The organism is Streptomyces albiflavescens, from assembly GCF_014645835.1.
Taxonomy (GTDB): domain Bacteria; phylum Actinomycetota; class Actinomycetes; order Streptomycetales; family Streptomycetaceae; genus Streptomyces; species Streptomyces albiflavescens.
The window spans coordinates 458,810-475,777 of the sequence record NZ_BMMM01000002.1 but is presented as its reverse complement, the minus strand read 5'-3'; the positions used below and the strand labels follow the sequence as shown (position 1 = coordinate 475,777).

The following is a 16,968-nucleotide window of genomic DNA, read 5'->3' as shown; positions in this document are numbered from 1 at the left end:
CTCTCTCGTACCCAGGCGTACCTCGACCTCGGCACCCTCGCCCGGCACACCGTCCATGCGGAACGCCTCGGCAAAGCCCGTGTACGCGGTCCCTTCCAGGTCCGCCAGTACTCACGCGACTCCCGCGACCCGGAGAGCACGCACCGCCCCCGCAGGTAACGAGTCTGTTGCCTCGGGGGCGGTTTCTCTTGACGCCTCCTTCGCCCCGGGCTTACGTTCCTTCCACCCAATAGGAAACTTTCCTAACAGTGATCAGCGGAATGGACTTTCCTCCCAGGTCACTGGGAAGGTGGGCAGTTGAAAGGCAGGTGTCGACCACATGGCAGGATCCGCCGGTACGCCGGGCACTCCGCGCGTCCTGCGCGCCATGAACGACCGCGCCGCCCTCGATCTGCTTCTCGCGCACGGACCGCTGTCACGGACCAGGATCGGGAAGCTCACCGGGCTGTCCAAGCCCACCGCCTCACAGCTCCTCGCCCGTCTGGAGGCAGCGGGACTCGTCCTCGCCACTGGCACCAGCGAGGGCCGCCCGGGCCCCAGCGCCCAGTTGTACGTGGTCAATCCGGGCGCCGCCTACGCGGCCGGCCTGGACGTCACCCCCGAACGCATCCTCGCCGCCGTCGCGGACGTCACCGGCCGGACCGTCGGCGAGTACGAACTGCTCACCCCCGGCCGACGCCCCGCGCAGCCCGTCGTACGCCAGGTCACCGACGCCCTCGACGGCGCGGTGAAGGCGGCCGGGCTCGCCAGGGACGACGTCCGGCGCCTCGTCATCGGCACCCCCGGCGCCTTCGACCCGAACACGGGTCGGCTGCGGTACGCCTCGCACCTGCCCGGCTGGCACTCCCCCAGCCTGCTCGACGAGCTCGCGGCCGCGCTGCCTATGCCCGTCGAGTACGAGAACGACGTCAACCTCGTCGCCATCGCCGAGCAGCGGCTCGGTGCCGCCCAGGGCCACGAGGACTTCGTACTCCTGTGGAACGAGGGCGGTCTCGGCGCCGCGCTCGTCCTCGGCGGACGGCTGCACCGCGGCTGGACCGGCGGCGCCGGCGAGGTCGGCTTCCTGCCGGTGCCGGGCGCGCCCCTGGTGCGGCAGGTCACCAAGGCCAACAGCGGTGGCTACCAGGAGCTGGCCGGTTCGCAGGCCCTCCCGAAGCTGGCCCGCGAGCTCGGCATCAAGGACGTCCCGACGGGCCCGTACGCCGAGGTCGCCGCGACCCTCGTCGAGCGGGCCGTCGCCATCGACGAGGGGCCGTACGAACGGCTCCTGGAGACGTACGCGACCGGTCTCGCCACCGGTCTCGCCTCGCTGGTATCCGTGCTCGACCCCGAGCTCGTGGTCCTCAGCGGCGCGTCGCTCACCGCAGGCGGCGAACCGTTGCGCGCCCTGGTCCAGGCCGAGTTGGAGGAGCTGGCCGCATCCCGGCCGCGCCTCGTCGTCGGCGACGTACACGAACACCCCGTGCTGCGCGGCGCGTTGGAAAGCGCCCTGGCAGCCACCCGCGACGAGGTCTTCGACACCTCCCGCTAGTCCGTTCCCCGCACGCTCACCACCTTCACCGCCCCCGCCCTGCCCTAGGGAGACCCCGTCATGCCCGGAATGTCCCGGAAAGCGGTCACCGCGCTCGCCGCTTCCGCCTCGATAGCCCTCCTCGCCACCGCCTGTACCGGCCAGTCCTCCTCCGGCTCGAACGACGACGCGTCCAAGGACCAGACGATCAACTTCTGGCACGCCTGGAGCGCGCCCAGCGAGGTCAAGGCCGTGAAGTCCCTGGTCGCGGGCTTCGAGAAGGCTCACCCCAACATCCACGTGAACATCGTCGGCAACATGACGGACGACAAGATCAATCAGGCGCTGCGCGCGGGCGGAGACAAGGCCCCCGACGTGGTCTCCTCCTTCACCACCAACAACGTGGGCAAGTTCTGCTCCTCCGGCGCCTTCGTCGATCTGAACCCCTTCTTCAAGAAGGCGGGCATCGACCCGGAGACGACCTTCCCGAAGGCGATGAACGAGTACACCCAGTTCGACGGCAACCGCTGCACGGTGCCGCTGCTCGGTGACGCGTACGGGCTCTACTACAACAAGACCGCGTTCAAGAAGGCCGGAATCACCAGCCCGCCGAAGACCTGGTCCGCATTCGAGAAGGACGCCAAGAAGCTCACCATCGCCAAGGGCGACTCCTACGCGCAACTCGGCTTCATGCCGAACTACCACGGCTGGGAGTCGACCACCGAGCACTACTTCGGTCAGTTCTCGCCGACGTACTTCGACAGCAGCGGCAAGTCGAACATCGCCAAGGACCCTGCTTTCACGGCCGGTTTCACCCTCCAGAAGAAGCTCGTGGACGAACTCGGCGGTTACCGGAAGCTGGAGACGTACCGCTCCAAGCTCGGTGACGAATGGGGCCCCAAGCACCCCTTCCACACCGGCCAGGTGGCCATGCAGCTGGACGGTGAGTGGCGGCTCGGCATGGCCAAGGAGGCCAAGCCGGACTTCGAGATCGGCGTCGCCCCGCTGCCCGTCCCCGACGACCAGGCCGACCAGTACGGCAAGGGCTACATCACCGGCACCATCGCGGGCATCGCCTCCACCAGCAAGAAGCAGAACGCGGCCTGGGAGCTGGTCAAATACATGACCACGAACACGGACGCGGTGGTCGGCTTCGCCAATGACATCCACAATGTCCCGTCGACGCTCGCGGCGCTGAAGTCGCCGAAGCTCACGTACGACCCGCGCTTCAAGACGTTCCTGGACATCGCGTCGAACCCGAACTCGACGACGACTCCCGCGTCCATCAACGGCGGCACCTACCTCGTGACGATCCAGCAGTTCGGATACGACTACGAGAGCGGCAAGGCCAAGGATCTGAAGGCGGGTCTGGAAAGCACCGCCAAGCAGATCGACACGGACATCGCGCAGGCGAAGTAGTACGGAGCCATTCACCGATGAGCACCGTCACGCTGGCTTCGAAGCGCCGCCGATCGGCGCTTCGGACGCTCGCCTTCATGTCGCCCTGGCTGATCGGCTTCGCGGTCTTCTTCGCGTACCCGCTGATCTCGACCGTCTATTTCTCCTTCATGCACTACGACGGCTTCAAACCGCCGACGTGGAGCGGAACGAAGAACTGGACGTACGTCTTCGAGAACTACCCGCTGTTCTGGCCCGCGTTGCGGAACACCCTGTGGCTGGTCGTCGTCATGGTCACACTGCGGGTGCTGTTCGGGCTCGGCGTCGGACTGCTGATCACGAAGATCAAGACGGGTACGGGCGTCTTCCGCACCCTCTTCTATCTTCCCTACCTCGCCCCACCGGTCGCGGCCACGATGGCCTTCGCCTTCCTGCTCAACCCCGGTACGGGCCCGGTCAATTCGATCCTGGAGAAGGTCGGCATCCCGGCGCCCGGCTGGTTCAACGACCCCACCTGGTCCAAGCCGGCCCTCACCCTGCTGGCCCTGTGGGGCATCGGCGACCTGATGGTCATCTTCATGGCCGCGCTGCTCGACGTACCGACCGAGCAGTACGAGGCGGCGGAGCTGGACGGCGCCTCGGCGTGGCAGCGGTTCCGGTACGTGACCCTGCCGAACATCTCGCCGATCGTGATGTTCGCCGTGGTCACCGGCGTGATCCAGACCATGCAGTACTACACCCAGCCACTGATCGCCGGGAAGGTCGCCTCAGGCGTCATCCAGGGCGCCGGTACGCAGTTCGAGCCCGGCTATCCGGACAAGTCGACGCTCACTCTGCCGCAGCTCGTCTACAACCTCGGCTTCCAGCGCTTCGACTACGGCTCCGCCTGTGTGGTCGCGCTCGTGCTGTTCGCCCTGTCCATGGTGTTCACCGCGTTCCTGATGCGGCGCCGGGGCGGTCTCATCCAGGCAGGTGACTGACACCCATGACTCAAGTACTCGACAAACCGGTGGATGTGCGGGCCCCGGTCTCGCCCGCCGAGCGCACCGCCCGCCGCAAGGCGCTCCTGGAGTGGGTCGCGATCCATGCGCTGGGGGTCGCGGCAGCCCTCTTCTTCGTCCTGCCCTTCGTATTCGTGTTCCTGACCTCGCTGATGAGCGACACCCAGGCCCTCAGCCGGGATCTGATCCCGCACACCTGGGAGTGGGGCAACTACAAGAAGGTCTTCGACACACCGGGCTTCCTGACCTGGTGGAAGAACACCCTGCTGTACGCCGGTGCCGGCACGGTCCTGACGGTCGTCTCGTCGATCCCCGTCGCCTACGCACTCGCCAAGTTCCGCTTCCGCGGCCGCAATCTGTCGCTGATGCTGGTCATCTCGATGATGATGCTGCCGCCTCAGGTGGTCATCATCCCGATGTACCTGTTCTGGGCGAAGCAGCTGGACCTGTCGGGAACGCTCTGGCCGCTGATCATCCCGATGGCGTTCGGCGACGCCTTCTCCATCTTCCTGCTGCGCCAGTTCCTGATGACGATCCCGAACGAGTACGTGGACGCGGCGAAGGTGGACGGCTGCGGCGACCTCAGGACGCTCCTGAAGGTCGTGCTCCCGATGGCCAGGCCCGGCATCGCCGCCGTCGCGCTCTTCCAGTTCTTCTACGCCTGGAACGACTACTTCGGGCCCCAGATCTACGCGTCGGAGAACACGGGCGCCTGGACCCTCTCCTACGGTCTGGAGTCGTTCAAGGGCGCGCACCACACCGACTGGAATCTGACCATGGCCGCGACCGTGCTGGTCATGGCCCCCGTGATCCTCGTGTTCTTCTTCGCTCAGAAGGCGTTCGTCGAGGGCGTCACGCTCACCGGAGTGAAGGGTTGACACAACAGATGAAACTCACCGTGGTCGGCGGAGGGTCGACCTACACCCCCGAACTCATCGACGGATTCGCACGGTTGAGGGACACCCTGCCGATCGAGGAGCTGGTGCTCGTCGACCCGGCGGCGGAACGTCTGGAGCTGGTGGGCGGCCTCGCCCGGCGGATCTTCGCACGGCAGGGCCACCCCGGCCGCATCGTCACGACCTCCGACCTGGACGCGGGCGTGGAGGGCGCCGACGCCGTACTGCTGCAACTCCGCGTCGGCGGCCAGGCGGCCCGCGAACAGGACGAGACCTGGCCTCTGGAGTGCGGCTGCATCGGGCAGGAGACGACGGGAGCGGGCGGCCTGGCGAAGGCGCTGCGCACGGTGCCGGTGGTGCTGGACATCGCGGAGCGCGTGCGCCGTACGAACCCGGACGCCTGGATCATCGACTTCACCAACCCGGTCGGGATCGTGACGCGCGCCCTGCTCCAGGCGGGCCACAAGACGGTCGGACTGTGCAATGTGGCGATCGGTTTCCAGCGGAAGTTCGCCGGACTGCTGGGCGTCACCCCCGCCGATGTGCACCTCGACCATGTGGGCCTCAACCACCTCACCTGGGAAACAGGTGTGCGCCTGGGCGGCCCCGAGGGCGAGAACGCTCTCCCGAAACTCCTCGCCGAGCACGGCGACACCATCGCCGACGATCTGCGCCTGCCGCGCAGCATCGTCGACCGCCTCGGGGTCGTCCCCTCCTACTACCTGCGCTACTACTACGCGCACGACGAGGTCGTACGAGAGCTGCGTACGAAGCCGTCCCGGGCCGCCGAAGTAGCGGAAATGGAACGGCAGTTGTTGGCGATGTACGCCGACCCGGCGCTGGACGAGAAGCCGGAGCTGCTCGCCAAGCGGGGCGGCGCGTACTACTCGGAGGCGGCGGTGGACCTCGCGGCATCGCTGCTGGGCGAAACAAGAAGCAGGCCCGAAGGGCGCTCCGTCGAGGGTGGTGGTGGGCGACGGGTGGGCGGCAGCCCGTACCAGGTCGTGAACACGTACAACAAGGGCACGCTCCCCTTCCTCCCCGACGACGCCGTGATCGAGGTGCAGGCGGCGATCGGCTCCCAGGGGCCGGTGCCGCTGTCCGTGCCGTCCGTGGACCCGTTGTACGCGGGCCTGATGGCCCATGTGACGGCGTACGAGGACCTGGCCCTCGAGGCCGCCCTGCGCGGCGGACGCGACCGGGTCTTCCGGGCCCTCCTCTCCCACCCCCTGGTCGGCCAGTACGCGTACGCCGACGCCCTCACCGACCAGCTGATCGCGCACAACCGGGAGCACCTCGCGTGGGCATGACGTCATCGGGATCCGGCGCCGGGACGGCCGCCGGGTCCGCCCCCGTGGGCCTGGTCCTGGCCATCGACGCGGGGAACAGCAAGACCGACGTCGCGGTGGTCGCTGCCGACGGCGCGGTCGTCGGCGCCGCGCGCGGCGGCGGCTTCCGTCCTCCGGCCGTGGGGGTCGAGGCGGCCGTGGACGCGGTCGCCGACGCGGTGGGCCGGGCCTTCGCCGAGGGCGGCGTCTCCTCCGTCACCCATGTCTCCGCGTGCCTGGCCAACGCGGATCTCCCGGTCGAGGAGGAGCAGTTGGCGGCCGCGCTGCACGCGCGCGCGTGGGGCGCGAGTGTGGAGGTGCGCAACGACACCTTCGCGATCCTGCGGGCCGGTGTGGCCGAACCGCGCGGAGTCGCCGTCGTCTGCGGGGCCGGCATCAACTGCGTCGGCATGCGGCCCGACGGGCGCACCGCCCGCTTCCCGGCGATCGGACGTATCTCCGGGGACTGGGGCGGTGGTTGGGGCCTGGCGGAGGAGGCCCTGTGGCACGCCGCGCGGGCGGAGGACGGCCGGGGCGGTCCCACGGCCCTGGCGCGCACGCTGCCCGCGCACTTCGGTCTGACCTCGATGTACGCCCTGATCGAGGCGTTGCACCTCGAACACATCGACACCGCCCGCCGTCACGAGCTGACGCCCGTCCTGTTCGCCACGGCGGTGGACGGCGACCCGGTGGCCCGCGCGATCGTCGACCGGCTCGCGGACGAGGTGGTCGCCATGGCCACGGTCGCCCTGACCCGGCTCGACCTCCTCACCGAGGAGACCCCGGTCCTTCTCGGCGGCAGCATCCTCGCCGCCCGCCACCCCCAACTCGACGACCGCATCCACGAACTCCTCTCGGTCCGCGCCCCGAAGGCGGTCCCCCAGGTGGTCACGGCGGGCCCCGTCCTGGGCGCCGCGCTCCTGGGCCTGGACCACGTAGGGGCTCAGGAAGAGGTGCACGCGCGCGTGCGGGCGTTCTACGAGGAGGCCTGAGGAGCGGGAGTTCGGGTGTCCGCGCCGGAAGTTCCCGCACATCGGCGGGAACGAATGGCCCGGACGCCTCCTCTGGTGGGTGTCGATTCCCGTCTCAGGAGGCCTCATGTCCGACCGCACGGCCACGCGAGCCGCCGCAGTGCTCGCCTCGGTGCTCACCACGGACGCCCTGTTCCACCTCTACTGGGCGACCGGTTCCACCTGGCCCGCCGCCGACGAAAAGAGCCTGTCGTACGCGGTCCTGGGCACCGAGGCCCCGTTCACCCCACCCGTCGTCCTGCCGCTCGCCGCGCTCCTGCTGACGGCGAGCGGCATCGTCGTCGCCCAGTCGCGGCGCCCGCACCGGCTGCTCCGCCTCGGCACCCTCGCGGTGGCGGCCGGACTGTCCCTGCGCACACTGGCGGGCGTCTACTGGCTCTTCGCCCAGGACACCGGGACCGCCTTCTACTGGCTCAACCTGGGCCTCTACACCCCGTTGTGCGCGGTCCTGTGCGCGGCCGCCCTCAAGGTCGCCCGTCACCAGGGCTCCGCTGCCCAGGAGAGCACCGCCCGTTGGGAAGATGCCGTACGTGTCCGATGAGGAAACGGTCCGCCGGGTGCGCGCCGCCCAGCGCGGCGACACCCTCGCCATGGCCGAACTGCTGGACGAACTGGCCCCCTACGTAGGCCGCATCTGCGGCCCCATCGCGCTGGACCAAGGGCCGGACGCCGCACAGGAGGCGCTGGTCGCGGTGTTCCGCTCGCTACGCTCCCTCAAGGACCCGGGCGCGCTGCGCGGCTGGGCCCGAGCCATCGCGGTGCGCGAGGCGGTCCGGCTGGCCCGGCGCGCCGCACGCGCGGTGCCCGCCGATCTGAGCACCCTGCCCTCGCGCGGCGACCCCGAACTCGCCGCCGACATCAGGGACGTACTGGACCGGCTCTCCCCCGAGCACCGGGCCGTGCTCGTCCTGCGCGACGTGGAGGGCCTGGACGAGCGGGCCGCGGCCGAGTTGCTCGGCCTCCGCGTCGGCACCGTCAAGTCCCGGCTGCACCGGGCACGGGACACCTTCCGGAAGGCGTGGACCTCATGACCGGACGCGACACGACCGGCCACTGGCCCGTCGCCGACCTCGACCCGGTGCGGCGGCTGCACGTGCTCGCCGCCGGCATCCGCGGCGCCCATGTCACCGAGGGCGTCGTCGCCGCCCCGTACGAGCGCGTATGGGCCCTGCTGGGCGATCTGGAGGGTGGCTTCGGACGCGTCACGCCCGACATGCGGAGGCTGCGGATCCTGCGGCGGGACGGTGCCCGCGTCGAGGCGCTGGCCCGCAGCAGGTACGGAATGCGGGCCCTGCTGCGCGGGGAGCAGCGGCCGGGCTGGTGCTGGCTGCAGAGCCGGTTCCTGTTGATCGGCGCCGCCGCGGCGCCGGACGGAGACGGCACCCGGGTGGCGTTCACCGGAGGCGTGCGGGTGCCGGGGCGCGCCGCGCTGGTGCCGCTGGGTGTACGGCGCGAGGGGGAGGTCAGTCTGCGGCGGCTGACCGGCCTGCTGTGAACGCGGCGGCGACGGCGCGGGAACCGAACAGATCCGAACGGCGTATTCATGGGAAGGGGGGTGGTGCGGGAGCCTTGCCCTGCGCCGGAATTCGACAAGTGCGCTGCGATCCGAACAAGATCGAGTCAAGGCCTGTGCGGATGTCAGTCCCGGCGGCGATACTTGCGGCCGTACTCCTCTGCCCGCTGTCCGTGCTTCCCGCGCACGGGACGGAGGTGAGCTACGGATGACCATGGGGGAGGTCAAGTGACATACCCGCCGAAGGGCAGTGCGGCGCCACCGGCACCGGCCGGCGCGCCGACGATGCCGGGCGTGCCGCCGCAAGCCGGTCCCGCGGCACCGCGGGGCGGGCCGGCGACGCCGGGCACCGCGCCCGCGCGCCGTACGGCATGGGCGGAAGGCGTCGACCAGCTGCGCGCCACGGCGACGACGGAGCCGGGCCGGCTGCGCATCATCGGCGCCGTCCTCGCCCTCCTGGTCGTCGCGTTCGGCGCCGTTACCGCCTGGCAGATGACGGAGCGTTCGGCCGCCGCGGACGACGTGTTGCACAGCAGCCAGCCGCTGAGCGCGAGCGCCGCCGACATCTACCGCTCGCTCGCCGACGCCAACACGGCGGCGTCCAGCGGCTTCCTGGCCGGCGGCCAGGAGACGAAGTCCTCCCGCGACCGGTACGAGCTGGACATCAAGACCGCCGCCGGGAAACTGATCACGGCGGCCAACAGCTCGGAGCCGGGCTCCCCCTCGGCGGACACGATCTCCAAACTGAACAAGCTGCTGCCCGAGTACAAGGGCCTCATCGAGCGCGCCCGCGCCAACAACCGGCAGGGCTTCCCGCTCGGCGGCGCCTATCTGCGGTACGCGAACGAGAAGATGCAGCAGCAGATGCTCCCGGCGGCCGAGGATCTCTACAAGCGGGAGAACCAGCGGCTGAGCGCCGACTACGCCGACGCGAAGCCCTACCCGTGGGCCGCCATCGGCCTCGGCGTGCTCGCGCTCGGCGGCCTCGTCTGGGCACAGCGCCGCAACTACCGGCGGACCAACCGGGTGTTGAACCAGGGCATGGTCGCCGCCACCGCCGCCTCCACGGTGGTGCTGCTGTGGCTCGTCGTCGGGCACAGCGTCGCGCGCGCCGGACTCGACGAGTCCTACGACCACGGTGTCCGCTCACTGAACGTGCTGCACGACGCCCGCATCGCTTCCCTGAACGCGCGGGGCAACGAGAACCTGACTCTGGTGAGCCGCGGCGCCGAGACCAAGACGCTGGCCGACGGCACGACGACGGTGGACGCCTTCGACTACGACTTCCAGCAGGACATGAAGACGCTCACCAAGGACCTGGCCCTGGCGGCGGACCTCGCCGACGACAAGGCGGGCGAGGAACCCGTGCAGGCCGCCACCGGCAACATGAAGGTCTGGAAGTCCCGCCACAAGGAGGCCCGCGCGGCCGACGACGCGGGCGACTACCAGGGCGCTCTGAACAAGGTGATCGGCTCCAAGAGCGACAAGCCGACGGGCGAGTGCTTCGACGGCGTCGACAAGAATCTGGCGCTCGCCCTGACGCACGAGGAGAGCGAGTTCAAGCAGGCGGCGGGCGGCGGCCGGGACGCGATGACCGGCCTCCCGGTGGGCGCGGCGGTCCTCGCGGTGCTCGCCGCGGCGGGCGCGCTGCTCGGCATCGGGCGCAGGCTTTCGGAGTACCGGTGAGAGGGGGAGCGGCGATGACGGCACGACGCCTGAGGGCGAGCCTGAAGGGCTGGGGCGGCGTGGGCGCGATGGCCGTCGCCTGCGCCCTCGCCGCGGTCTTCGCGCTGCTGCTGCCGCTGAGCAACGCGCGCGGGGACGGCAGCACGGGCATCGGCGGCCAGGGTGTGGCCGAGGGCACCCAGGTGAAGGAGGACACCTGCACCGCCCCGCAGGACCAGAGCCTCTCGCCGTCCAGCGACGAGAGCGGCACGACGATCACGGCCATCAAGAAGCGCGGCTATCTGTCGGTCGGCGTCGACCAGAACAGCTACCGCTGGGGCTACCGCGATCCGAACAGCACGAAGAAGAGCAGCGACCTGGAGGGCTTCGACATCGATCTCGCACACGAGATCGCGAAGGAGATCCTCGGCGACCCGAACGCCGTCCGGTTCCACGCCATCCCCACCATCCAGCGCGTCCCGGCGATCAAGGACGGTCAGGTCGACATGGTGGTCCGCACCATGACGATCAACTGCGCACGCCTGAAGGACGTCGCCTTCTCCGCGCCCTACTTCCTGACCGGCCAGCAGGTCCTGGCCCCGAAGACCTCGGACATCACGGGGTACGACAAGTCCCTGGCGAACAAGAAGATCTGCTCGGCGTCGGGCTCCACCGCCAACGACAAGCTGAAGGCGGACCAGGGCTCCGGCAAGCTCGTCCCCTCCGCCGACATATCCACCACCGTCCCCAACCAGCTCGACTGCCTGGTGCGGCTGCAGCTCGGCGAGGTCGACGCTGTGGTGACCGACGGCGCGCTCGCCGCGAGCCAGGCCGCACAGGACCCGACGGTGGAACTCAAGGGCGACCGCTTCACGACCGAGTACTACGGCGTGGCGATGAAGAAGGACGCCGACGATCTGGTACGCCGGGTCAACCAGGTCCTCGTGGACTACCGCAAGAGCGGTTGGCGCGCGTCGTACGACAAGTGGCTGTCCCCGACCCTGGGCGCCGACTCCGAGTCGGCGAACCCGCCCGCGGCGAAGTACAAGTAACCGACCTGATACGACTGGAGAGTTACCCGGGCGCACCGGACAGGCGCACAGGGAACGACGGAGAGCGAGAGGTGATCGATGGGCGTCACGGGACCCCCCGGGCCGGTGATGGACCGGGACGAGGTGGACCGTGCGCTGGCGCGGCTCGGCGCGGAGCACGAGGCCATCGAGACCTCGCTCCTCGCCCTGCAGGACCACGCGGGCCGCAGACTCCTGGAAGGCGCCGAGCTCACGGGCACGACCAAGGAGCGCTGGACGTCCGCGGAAGCGTCGATCACCCTGCTGTGGGCCTACTTCGACGCGTATACGGACGCGCTGCGCTCCGCCCGCGACATCCGCTCCCGCAGACGCTGGTCCAGCCGTGACGACCTGGTCGAGCTGACCGAGTTGCTGCGCGGCGAGAGCGTCACGGTCGCGGGCAGTGCCACCGCCACGGCGAACGCGCCGACATTGGCCGGCAGCAGCAAGCTCAGCGAGCAGTTCTCGCTGGCCGCGCTCGTGGAGCGGATGAACGAGCTGTATGCGTCGTCGCTGGACATGGTCGTCGCCGCGGACGCCGTCTGGTCCGCGCTGCCCGCCCGGATCGATTTACTGGCCGCGGAGCTCCAGCGCACCCGCCAGCTCGCGCACTCCGTGGGCGTACGCCCCGGCGAGCACCCGGCGGGCGACGACCTGGAGCGGATCACCCGCACGCTCACCACGCTGCGCGAGCGTGTCGTCTCCGATCCGCTGGCCTTCTGGGCGCCCGCGCAAGGGAGTTCCGCTCCCGGCGGCGGACGCCCGGACACGACGACGTACGACCGCGAGGCGCGCGCCCTGGAGGACGTGCGCCGGGAGATCGACGCGGTGCTCACCGTCCGGCAGGACGCCGAGGCGCGACTGGTGAAGCTGCGGGACGTCCTCAGCCGTGCGGACCGCACGCTCGCCGAGGCGCGCAGCGCCCGCGGTGAGGTGCTCGCGAAGATCGCCGCCTCGGAAGTGCCGGCCGTGAGCGGTCCGCCGACCGCGCTGCAGGAGCAGCTGGCGACGGCCGCCGAGTACCGCAGGCATGCGCAGTGGCACCGTCTCTCCCCGCTTCTGGAATCGCTGGAGGAGAAGGCGGATGACGAACTCCTGCGCGCCCGCGAGTCGTTGACCGCGGTCACCGCGCCGCTGGCGGTCCGCGCGGAGTTGCGCGGCCGCCTCGACGCGTACAAGGCGAAGGTCGCCCGGCACGGCCTCGCGGAGGACCCGTTCCTCGTGGAGCGCTACGACGCGGCGCGGCGCATGCTGTGGAGCGCGCCCTGCGATCTGCGGGTCGCGGAGGAGGCCGTGCTGCGCTACCAGCGGGCGGCCGCCGACCTGTTGAGCCCGCGGGTGCCCGAGCAGGGCGGACCCAGTGACCGGGTGGACCGGAGGGGGGAATCGTGAGTCAGCAGGCTGTGGGTGGGCAGCAGAAGTGCCAGCGCCCCGGTTGCTCGGGGTCGTACGAGGACGTGGGCGGCGGCGAGCTGTACTGCGACACGTGCGGCCTGGCGCCGGTGGTCTCGTCGAACGGGATGGTGGGCTCGCCCCCGACCGGGATCACGGCGGGCGGCAAGGGCTCGCGGGGATCGAACAGGGGCTCCAACAGCAGTAGTGCGCGGAGCAGTTCGCGCTCCAGCTCCCGTACGTCCTCGCGCTCCTCGCAGTCGCGGCGCTCGGTCTCCGGGCGTCTGTCGCGCTCGCTGTCGGGCAGCTCGACGGGCCGCTCGGTGTCGGTCCGCAGTTCCGGTTCGACCGCCGGTTCCACCGGACGCGGCCGGCTCGGCGCCGGTCTGGTCGAGGTCCCGGACGTGCCGCGGCCCGACCCTCGCGAGATGGTCCTGGAGAACCCCGAGGTCCCGGAGCGGAAGCGATTCTGCTCGCGCTCCGACTGCGGTGCTCCGGTGGGTCGCTCGCGCGGCGAGCGGGCCGGGCGCACCGAGGGGTTCTGCACCAAGTGCGGCCACCCGTACTCGTTCGTGCCGAAGCTGCACGCGGGCGACATCGTGCACGGCCAGTACGAGGTCGTGGGCTGTCTCGCGCACGGCGGGCTCGGCTGGGTCTACCTCGCCGTCGACCGCGCCGTCTCCGACCGCTGGGTGGTCCTCAAGGGCCTCCTCGACACCGGCGACCAGGACGCGATGGCGGCGGCGATCTCCGAGCGGCGCTTCCTCGCCGAGATCGAGCACGCCAACATCGTGCGGATCTACAACTTCGTCGAGCACCTCGACCAGCGGACGGGTTCGCTGGACGGGTACATCGTCATGGAGTACGTCGGCGGAAAGTCGCTGAAGGAGATCGCCACCGGCCGTCGCACGGCGGACGGCAAGCGGGACCCGCTGCCCGTGGAGCAGGCCTGCGCGTACGGCATCGAGGCCCTGGAGGCCCTCGGCCATCTGCACAGCCGCAACCTGCTGTACTGCGACTTCAAGGTCGACAACGCGATCCAGACCGAGGACCAGCTCAAGCTGATCGACATGGGCGCGGTGCGACGGATGGACGACGACGAGTCGGCCATCTACGGCACGGTGGGCTACCAGGCGCCGGAGGTCGCGGAGGTCGGGCCGTCGGTCGCCTCCGACCTGTACACGGTCGCCCGTACGCTCGCCGTCCTCACCTTCGACTTCCAGGGCTACACGAACGTCTTCGTGGACTCCCTGCCCGACCCGGACAACATCGAGGTCTTCCGCCAGTACGAGTCCTTCTACCGGCTCCTGGTCCGCGCCACCGACCCCGACCCGGTCCGCCGCTTCGCCTCCGCGCAGGAGATGTCCGAGCAGCTGACCGGTGTGCTGAGGGAGGTCGTGTCCCTCCAGACGGGGCGGGCGCGCCCGGCGCTGTCCACCCTGTTCGGACCCGAGCTCAAGGTCACGGACACGGAGTTGTTCGGGAAGCTGGACGGCGATGTGTCGCGGCTGGGGGCTCGGGTGGTCCCCCTGCGCGGCAAGAAGGGCGCGTCTCAGCTGCCGGCCGGCACGAACGGCGCTGCCGTCCTCCCCCCGGCGACTCCGAGCATGCTGGTCAAGCCCGTACCGGCCGCCGCCACCTGTCTCGCGCTGCCCATCCCCCGGGTGGACCCGGGCGACCCCAACGCGGGCTTCCTCGCGGGGCTGATGGCGTCCGCGCCCGGGGAGCTGATCACGGCACTGCACGCGGCGCCCACCGGCTCGCTGGAGCTGCGCCTGCGTGAGCTGCGGGCCCGCCTGGAGATGGGGGAACTGAACAGCGCGGCCAGGGCGATCGAGGCGCTGGAGGCGGACCACTCCGACGACTGGCGGGTGGTCTGGTACCGGGGCGTCGCGGCGCTGGCCACCGGGGAGCACGAGATCGCGGCGCTGTCCTTCGACGCGATCTACGACGCCTTCCCCGGCGAGCCCGCGCCCAAGCTGGCCCTCGGCCTGTGCGCGGAGGTGCTCGGGCAGCTGGACAACGCCGCCGAGTATTACCGCCTGGTGTGGACGACCGACCCCAGCTATGTGAGCTCGGCGTTCGGCCTGGCCCGGGTGCAGCTCGCCTCGGGCGACCGCCGTGGCGCCGTACGCACGCTGGAATCCGTACCGGAGTCGTCGATCCACTACACGGCGGCCCGGGTCGCGGCCGTACGGGCGCGGCTGCGGCAGCGGATGGCCGAGGAGGCGGCGGCCGCGCCGTTCCTGGACGATCTGACGGCGGCAGCCGGACAGGTCGAGGCCCTTGACGGATACGGTCTCGACGCGGTGCGACGCGAGCAGTTGTCCACAGAAGTCCTTGGCTGCGCGCTGGACTGGGTACTCTCCGGTAGCCAGGGTTCCGCTCCGGCCTCCGGAGGCGGACGCGTGCTGCTCGGCAGCGAGCTGGACGAGCGTGGCCTCCGCTTCGGACTCGAGCGTTCGTACCGGACGCTGGCCCGGCTCGCGCGGGGCGGCGAGGAGAGGATCGACCTGGTGGAACGTGCAAACCGTTACCGCCCCCGGACGTGGGTGTGATTGATGTCCCAGATGCCCCAGCCGACGGCCCTTTCGCGGTGCCCCAGTTGCGAGGAGCCACTGGAGGCGGGCGACCGTTTCTGCGGCGCGTGCGGGTACGACCTGTCGGCGGTGCCCGCACCGCCGGGGGACAACCCCACGATCACCATGAACGGCACCTCGCCCCGCCCCCCTTCGGCCGCCGCGTCCGTGGACTGGCCCCTCGCGCCCGAGGTGGACAGCTCCGACACGCCGGCCCCGGTGCACCGGAGCACGGACATCCGGGGCACGGACTCGGGCGGCTCCGAGCTCCCGCACGCCACGGGTGGACTCGCACACCCTGCGGGCGGGCTCCCACACACCACGGGTGAGCTCCCGCACACCACGGGTGAGCTCCCGCACGCCACGGGTGAGCTCCCGCACGCTACGGGCGGACTCTCTCCGTCGGCGGGTGGACTGCCGCCCGCTCCGGGTGGACTGCCGCCCGCTCCGGGTGGACTCCCGCATTCCGGCGGCGAACTCCCGCATGTCGTCGCCGCGCACGCCGCGGGTCCGCCCGAGCCTCCCCCGGGCGTACGGTTCGACCGGCCCTCGGAGCCCGACGACTACCCGCTGGCTCCCCCGGCCGCCGGAGCCCCGGCCCCCGAGGCTCCCGCCGACCCCCGCACCGCCGACCTCGGGACACCGGCCGCGGGCACCAAGATGTGTGTCGCCTGCCGCGCGGGCAGCGTCGACAGCGACGGCTACTGCGAGAACTGCGGACACGCGCAGCCGCGCGAACGCGACCACATGGAGCAGGAGTTGGGCGCGGTGGCCGCGGTCAGCGACCGTGGCCTGCGTCACCACCGCAACGAGGACGCGTTCGCGATCTCCTCGACCGCGCTGCCCGACGGCCAGCCCGCGGTCGTCGCGATCGTCTGCGACGGCGTCTCCTCGGCGACCCGCCCGGACGAGGCCTCGCTCGCCGCCTCCCGCGCCGCGAACGAGGCACTGCTGGAGGCCCTGCCGCTCGGCACGCACCCGCAGCAGGCGATGCACGACGCGATCGTCGCGGCCGCGGAGGCCGTCAATGCGCTGGCCGACGCGTCCACCGCGCAGGGCGAGCACGCGCCCCATGTGAACGCGCCCGCCTGCACACTCGTCGGCGCCGTCGTCACTCCCACCCTGCTGATCGTCGGCTGGGTCGGCGACAGCCGTGCCTACTGGGTGCCCGTCGACCGGAGTTCGCTGCCCGCCCGGCTCACCGAGGACGACTCGTGGGCCGCGCAGATGGTCGCCGCGGGCCTGATGAACGAGGCGGAGGCGTACGCGGACGAGCGCGCCCACGCCATCACGGGCTGGCTCGGCGCGGACGCGTACGAACTGGAGCCGCACACCGCTTCCTTCAAGCCGGACCGGCCAGGTGTAGTGGTGGTGTGCACCGACGGGCTGTGGAACTACGCGGAGGCGGCCGAGGACATGGCCGAGGTCGTACCCCTCGACGCCGCCGAGCGGCCACTGCACAGCGCCCAGGTGCTGGTGGGCCACGCCCTGGACGGCGGGGGCCACGACAACGTAACAGTGGCCGTCCTGCCGTTCCCTGCCCCGTCGCAGGGGGCAGGATCGGCCTGAGGCCGCGAACGCACGG

The 16,968-nt window shown here is 70.8% G+C and carries 15 protein-coding genes; 14 read left to right on the top strand and 1 reads right to left on the bottom strand.

The genetic code is table 11. From position 1 onward, the window contains the following. The first annotated feature begins 319 nt into the window (after positions 1-319). From IEY95_RS07075 to IEY95_RS07020, 12 genes are all read left to right on the top strand, one after another. The gene (locus tag IEY95_RS07075; RefSeq protein WP_189185007.1) at positions 320-1,531 is read left to right on the top strand and encodes an ROK family transcriptional regulator; all 1,212 of its coding nucleotides are present in this window, start codon (positions 320-322) and stop codon (positions 1,529-1,531) included. Positions 1,532-1,591: 60 nt separating this feature from the next. Continuing rightward, complete coding sequence (locus tag IEY95_RS07070) at positions 1,592-2,929, top strand: ABC transporter substrate-binding protein (protein ID WP_189185006.1); 1,338 nt, start codon at positions 1,592-1,594, stop codon at positions 2,927-2,929. A gap of 17 nt (positions 2,930-2,946) precedes the next feature. Beyond that, positions 2,947-3,888 carry a carbohydrate ABC transporter permease gene (locus tag IEY95_RS07065; RefSeq protein ID WP_189185005.1) on the top strand — a complete coding sequence of 314 codons (942 nt, stop codon included), beginning with the start codon at positions 2,947-2,949 and terminating at the stop codon, positions 3,886-3,888. Positions 3,889-3,893: 5 nt separating this feature from the next. Next, positions 3,894-4,787 carry a carbohydrate ABC transporter permease gene (locus IEY95_RS07060; RefSeq protein ID WP_189185004.1) on the top strand — a complete coding sequence of 298 codons (894 nt, stop codon included), beginning with the start codon at positions 3,894-3,896 and terminating at the stop codon, positions 4,785-4,787. 8 nt (positions 4,788-4,795) lie between these two features. Then, complete coding sequence (locus IEY95_RS07055; RefSeq protein ID WP_189185003.1) at positions 4,796-6,115, top strand: 6-phospho-beta-glucosidase; 1,320 nt, start codon at positions 4,796-4,798, stop codon at positions 6,113-6,115. Then, positions 6,112-7,125 carry an N-acetylglucosamine kinase gene (locus IEY95_RS07050; protein ID WP_229702639.1) on the top strand — a complete coding sequence of 338 codons (1,014 nt, stop codon included), beginning with the start codon at positions 6,112-6,114 and terminating at the stop codon, positions 7,123-7,125. The genes IEY95_RS07055 and IEY95_RS07050 overlap by 4 nt, the downstream gene beginning before the upstream one ends. 106 nt (positions 7,126-7,231) lie before the next feature. Continuing rightward, positions 7,232-7,705, top strand: coding sequence for a DUF3995 domain-containing protein (locus IEY95_RS07045; RefSeq protein WP_189185002.1), 474 nt, complete (start codon positions 7,232-7,234; stop codon positions 7,703-7,705). Then, positions 7,686-8,195 (top strand): RNA polymerase sigma factor, encoded by a 510-nt coding sequence (locus IEY95_RS07040; protein WP_189185001.1) that lies wholly within the window; start codon positions 7,686-7,688, stop codon positions 8,193-8,195. Before IEY95_RS07045 ends, IEY95_RS07040 begins: the two co-directional genes overlap by 20 nt. Continuing rightward, the gene (locus tag IEY95_RS07035; protein ID WP_189185000.1) at positions 8,192-8,659 is read left to right on the top strand and encodes a hypothetical protein; all 468 of its coding nucleotides are present in this window, start codon (positions 8,192-8,194) and stop codon (positions 8,657-8,659) included. Before IEY95_RS07040 ends, IEY95_RS07035 begins: the two co-directional genes overlap by 4 nt. 303 nt (positions 8,660-8,962) lie before the next feature. Further along, complete coding sequence (locus tag IEY95_RS07030; protein WP_373294453.1) at positions 8,963-10,363, top strand: GlnX family signal transduction membrane protein; 1,401 nt, start codon at positions 8,963-8,965, stop codon at positions 10,361-10,363. Between the two features lie 14 nt (positions 10,364-10,377). Next, complete coding sequence (locus IEY95_RS07025; protein ID WP_189184998.1) at positions 10,378-11,394, top strand: glutamate ABC transporter substrate-binding protein; 1,017 nt, start codon at positions 10,378-10,380, stop codon at positions 11,392-11,394. A gap of 78 nt (positions 11,395-11,472) precedes the next feature. Continuing rightward, a complete protein-coding gene (locus IEY95_RS07020; RefSeq protein ID WP_189184997.1) occupies positions 11,473-12,804 on the top strand; it encodes a coiled-coil domain-containing protein in 1,332 nt (443 codons plus the stop codon). Between the two features lies 1 nt (position 12,805). Here IEY95_RS07020 and IEY95_RS51025 read toward each other — a convergent pair whose 3' ends face one another. Then, on the bottom strand, positions 12,806-13,165 hold the full coding sequence (locus IEY95_RS51025) for a hypothetical protein (RefSeq protein ID WP_444544758.1): 360 nt from the start codon (positions 13,163-13,165) through the stop codon (positions 12,806-12,808). On the opposite strand from IEY95_RS51025, the gene IEY95_RS07015 reads away from it, so the two are divergent. Together IEY95_RS07015 and IEY95_RS07010 are read left to right on the top strand one after the other, a co-directional pair. Continuing rightward, on the top strand, positions 13,128-15,362 hold the full coding sequence (locus IEY95_RS07015; protein WP_444544757.1) for a serine/threonine-protein kinase: 2,235 nt from the start codon (positions 13,128-13,130) through the stop codon (positions 15,360-15,362). The two genes, IEY95_RS51025 and IEY95_RS07015, sit on opposite strands and share 38 nt — an antisense overlap. Positions 15,363-15,365: 3 nt before the next feature. Then, positions 15,366-16,952: a PP2C family protein-serine/threonine phosphatase gene (locus IEY95_RS07010; protein WP_189184995.1), complete on the top strand. Its 1,587-nt coding sequence runs from the start codon at positions 15,366-15,368 to the stop codon at positions 16,950-16,952. The last annotated feature ends 16 nt before the right edge of the window (positions 16,953-16,968 follow it).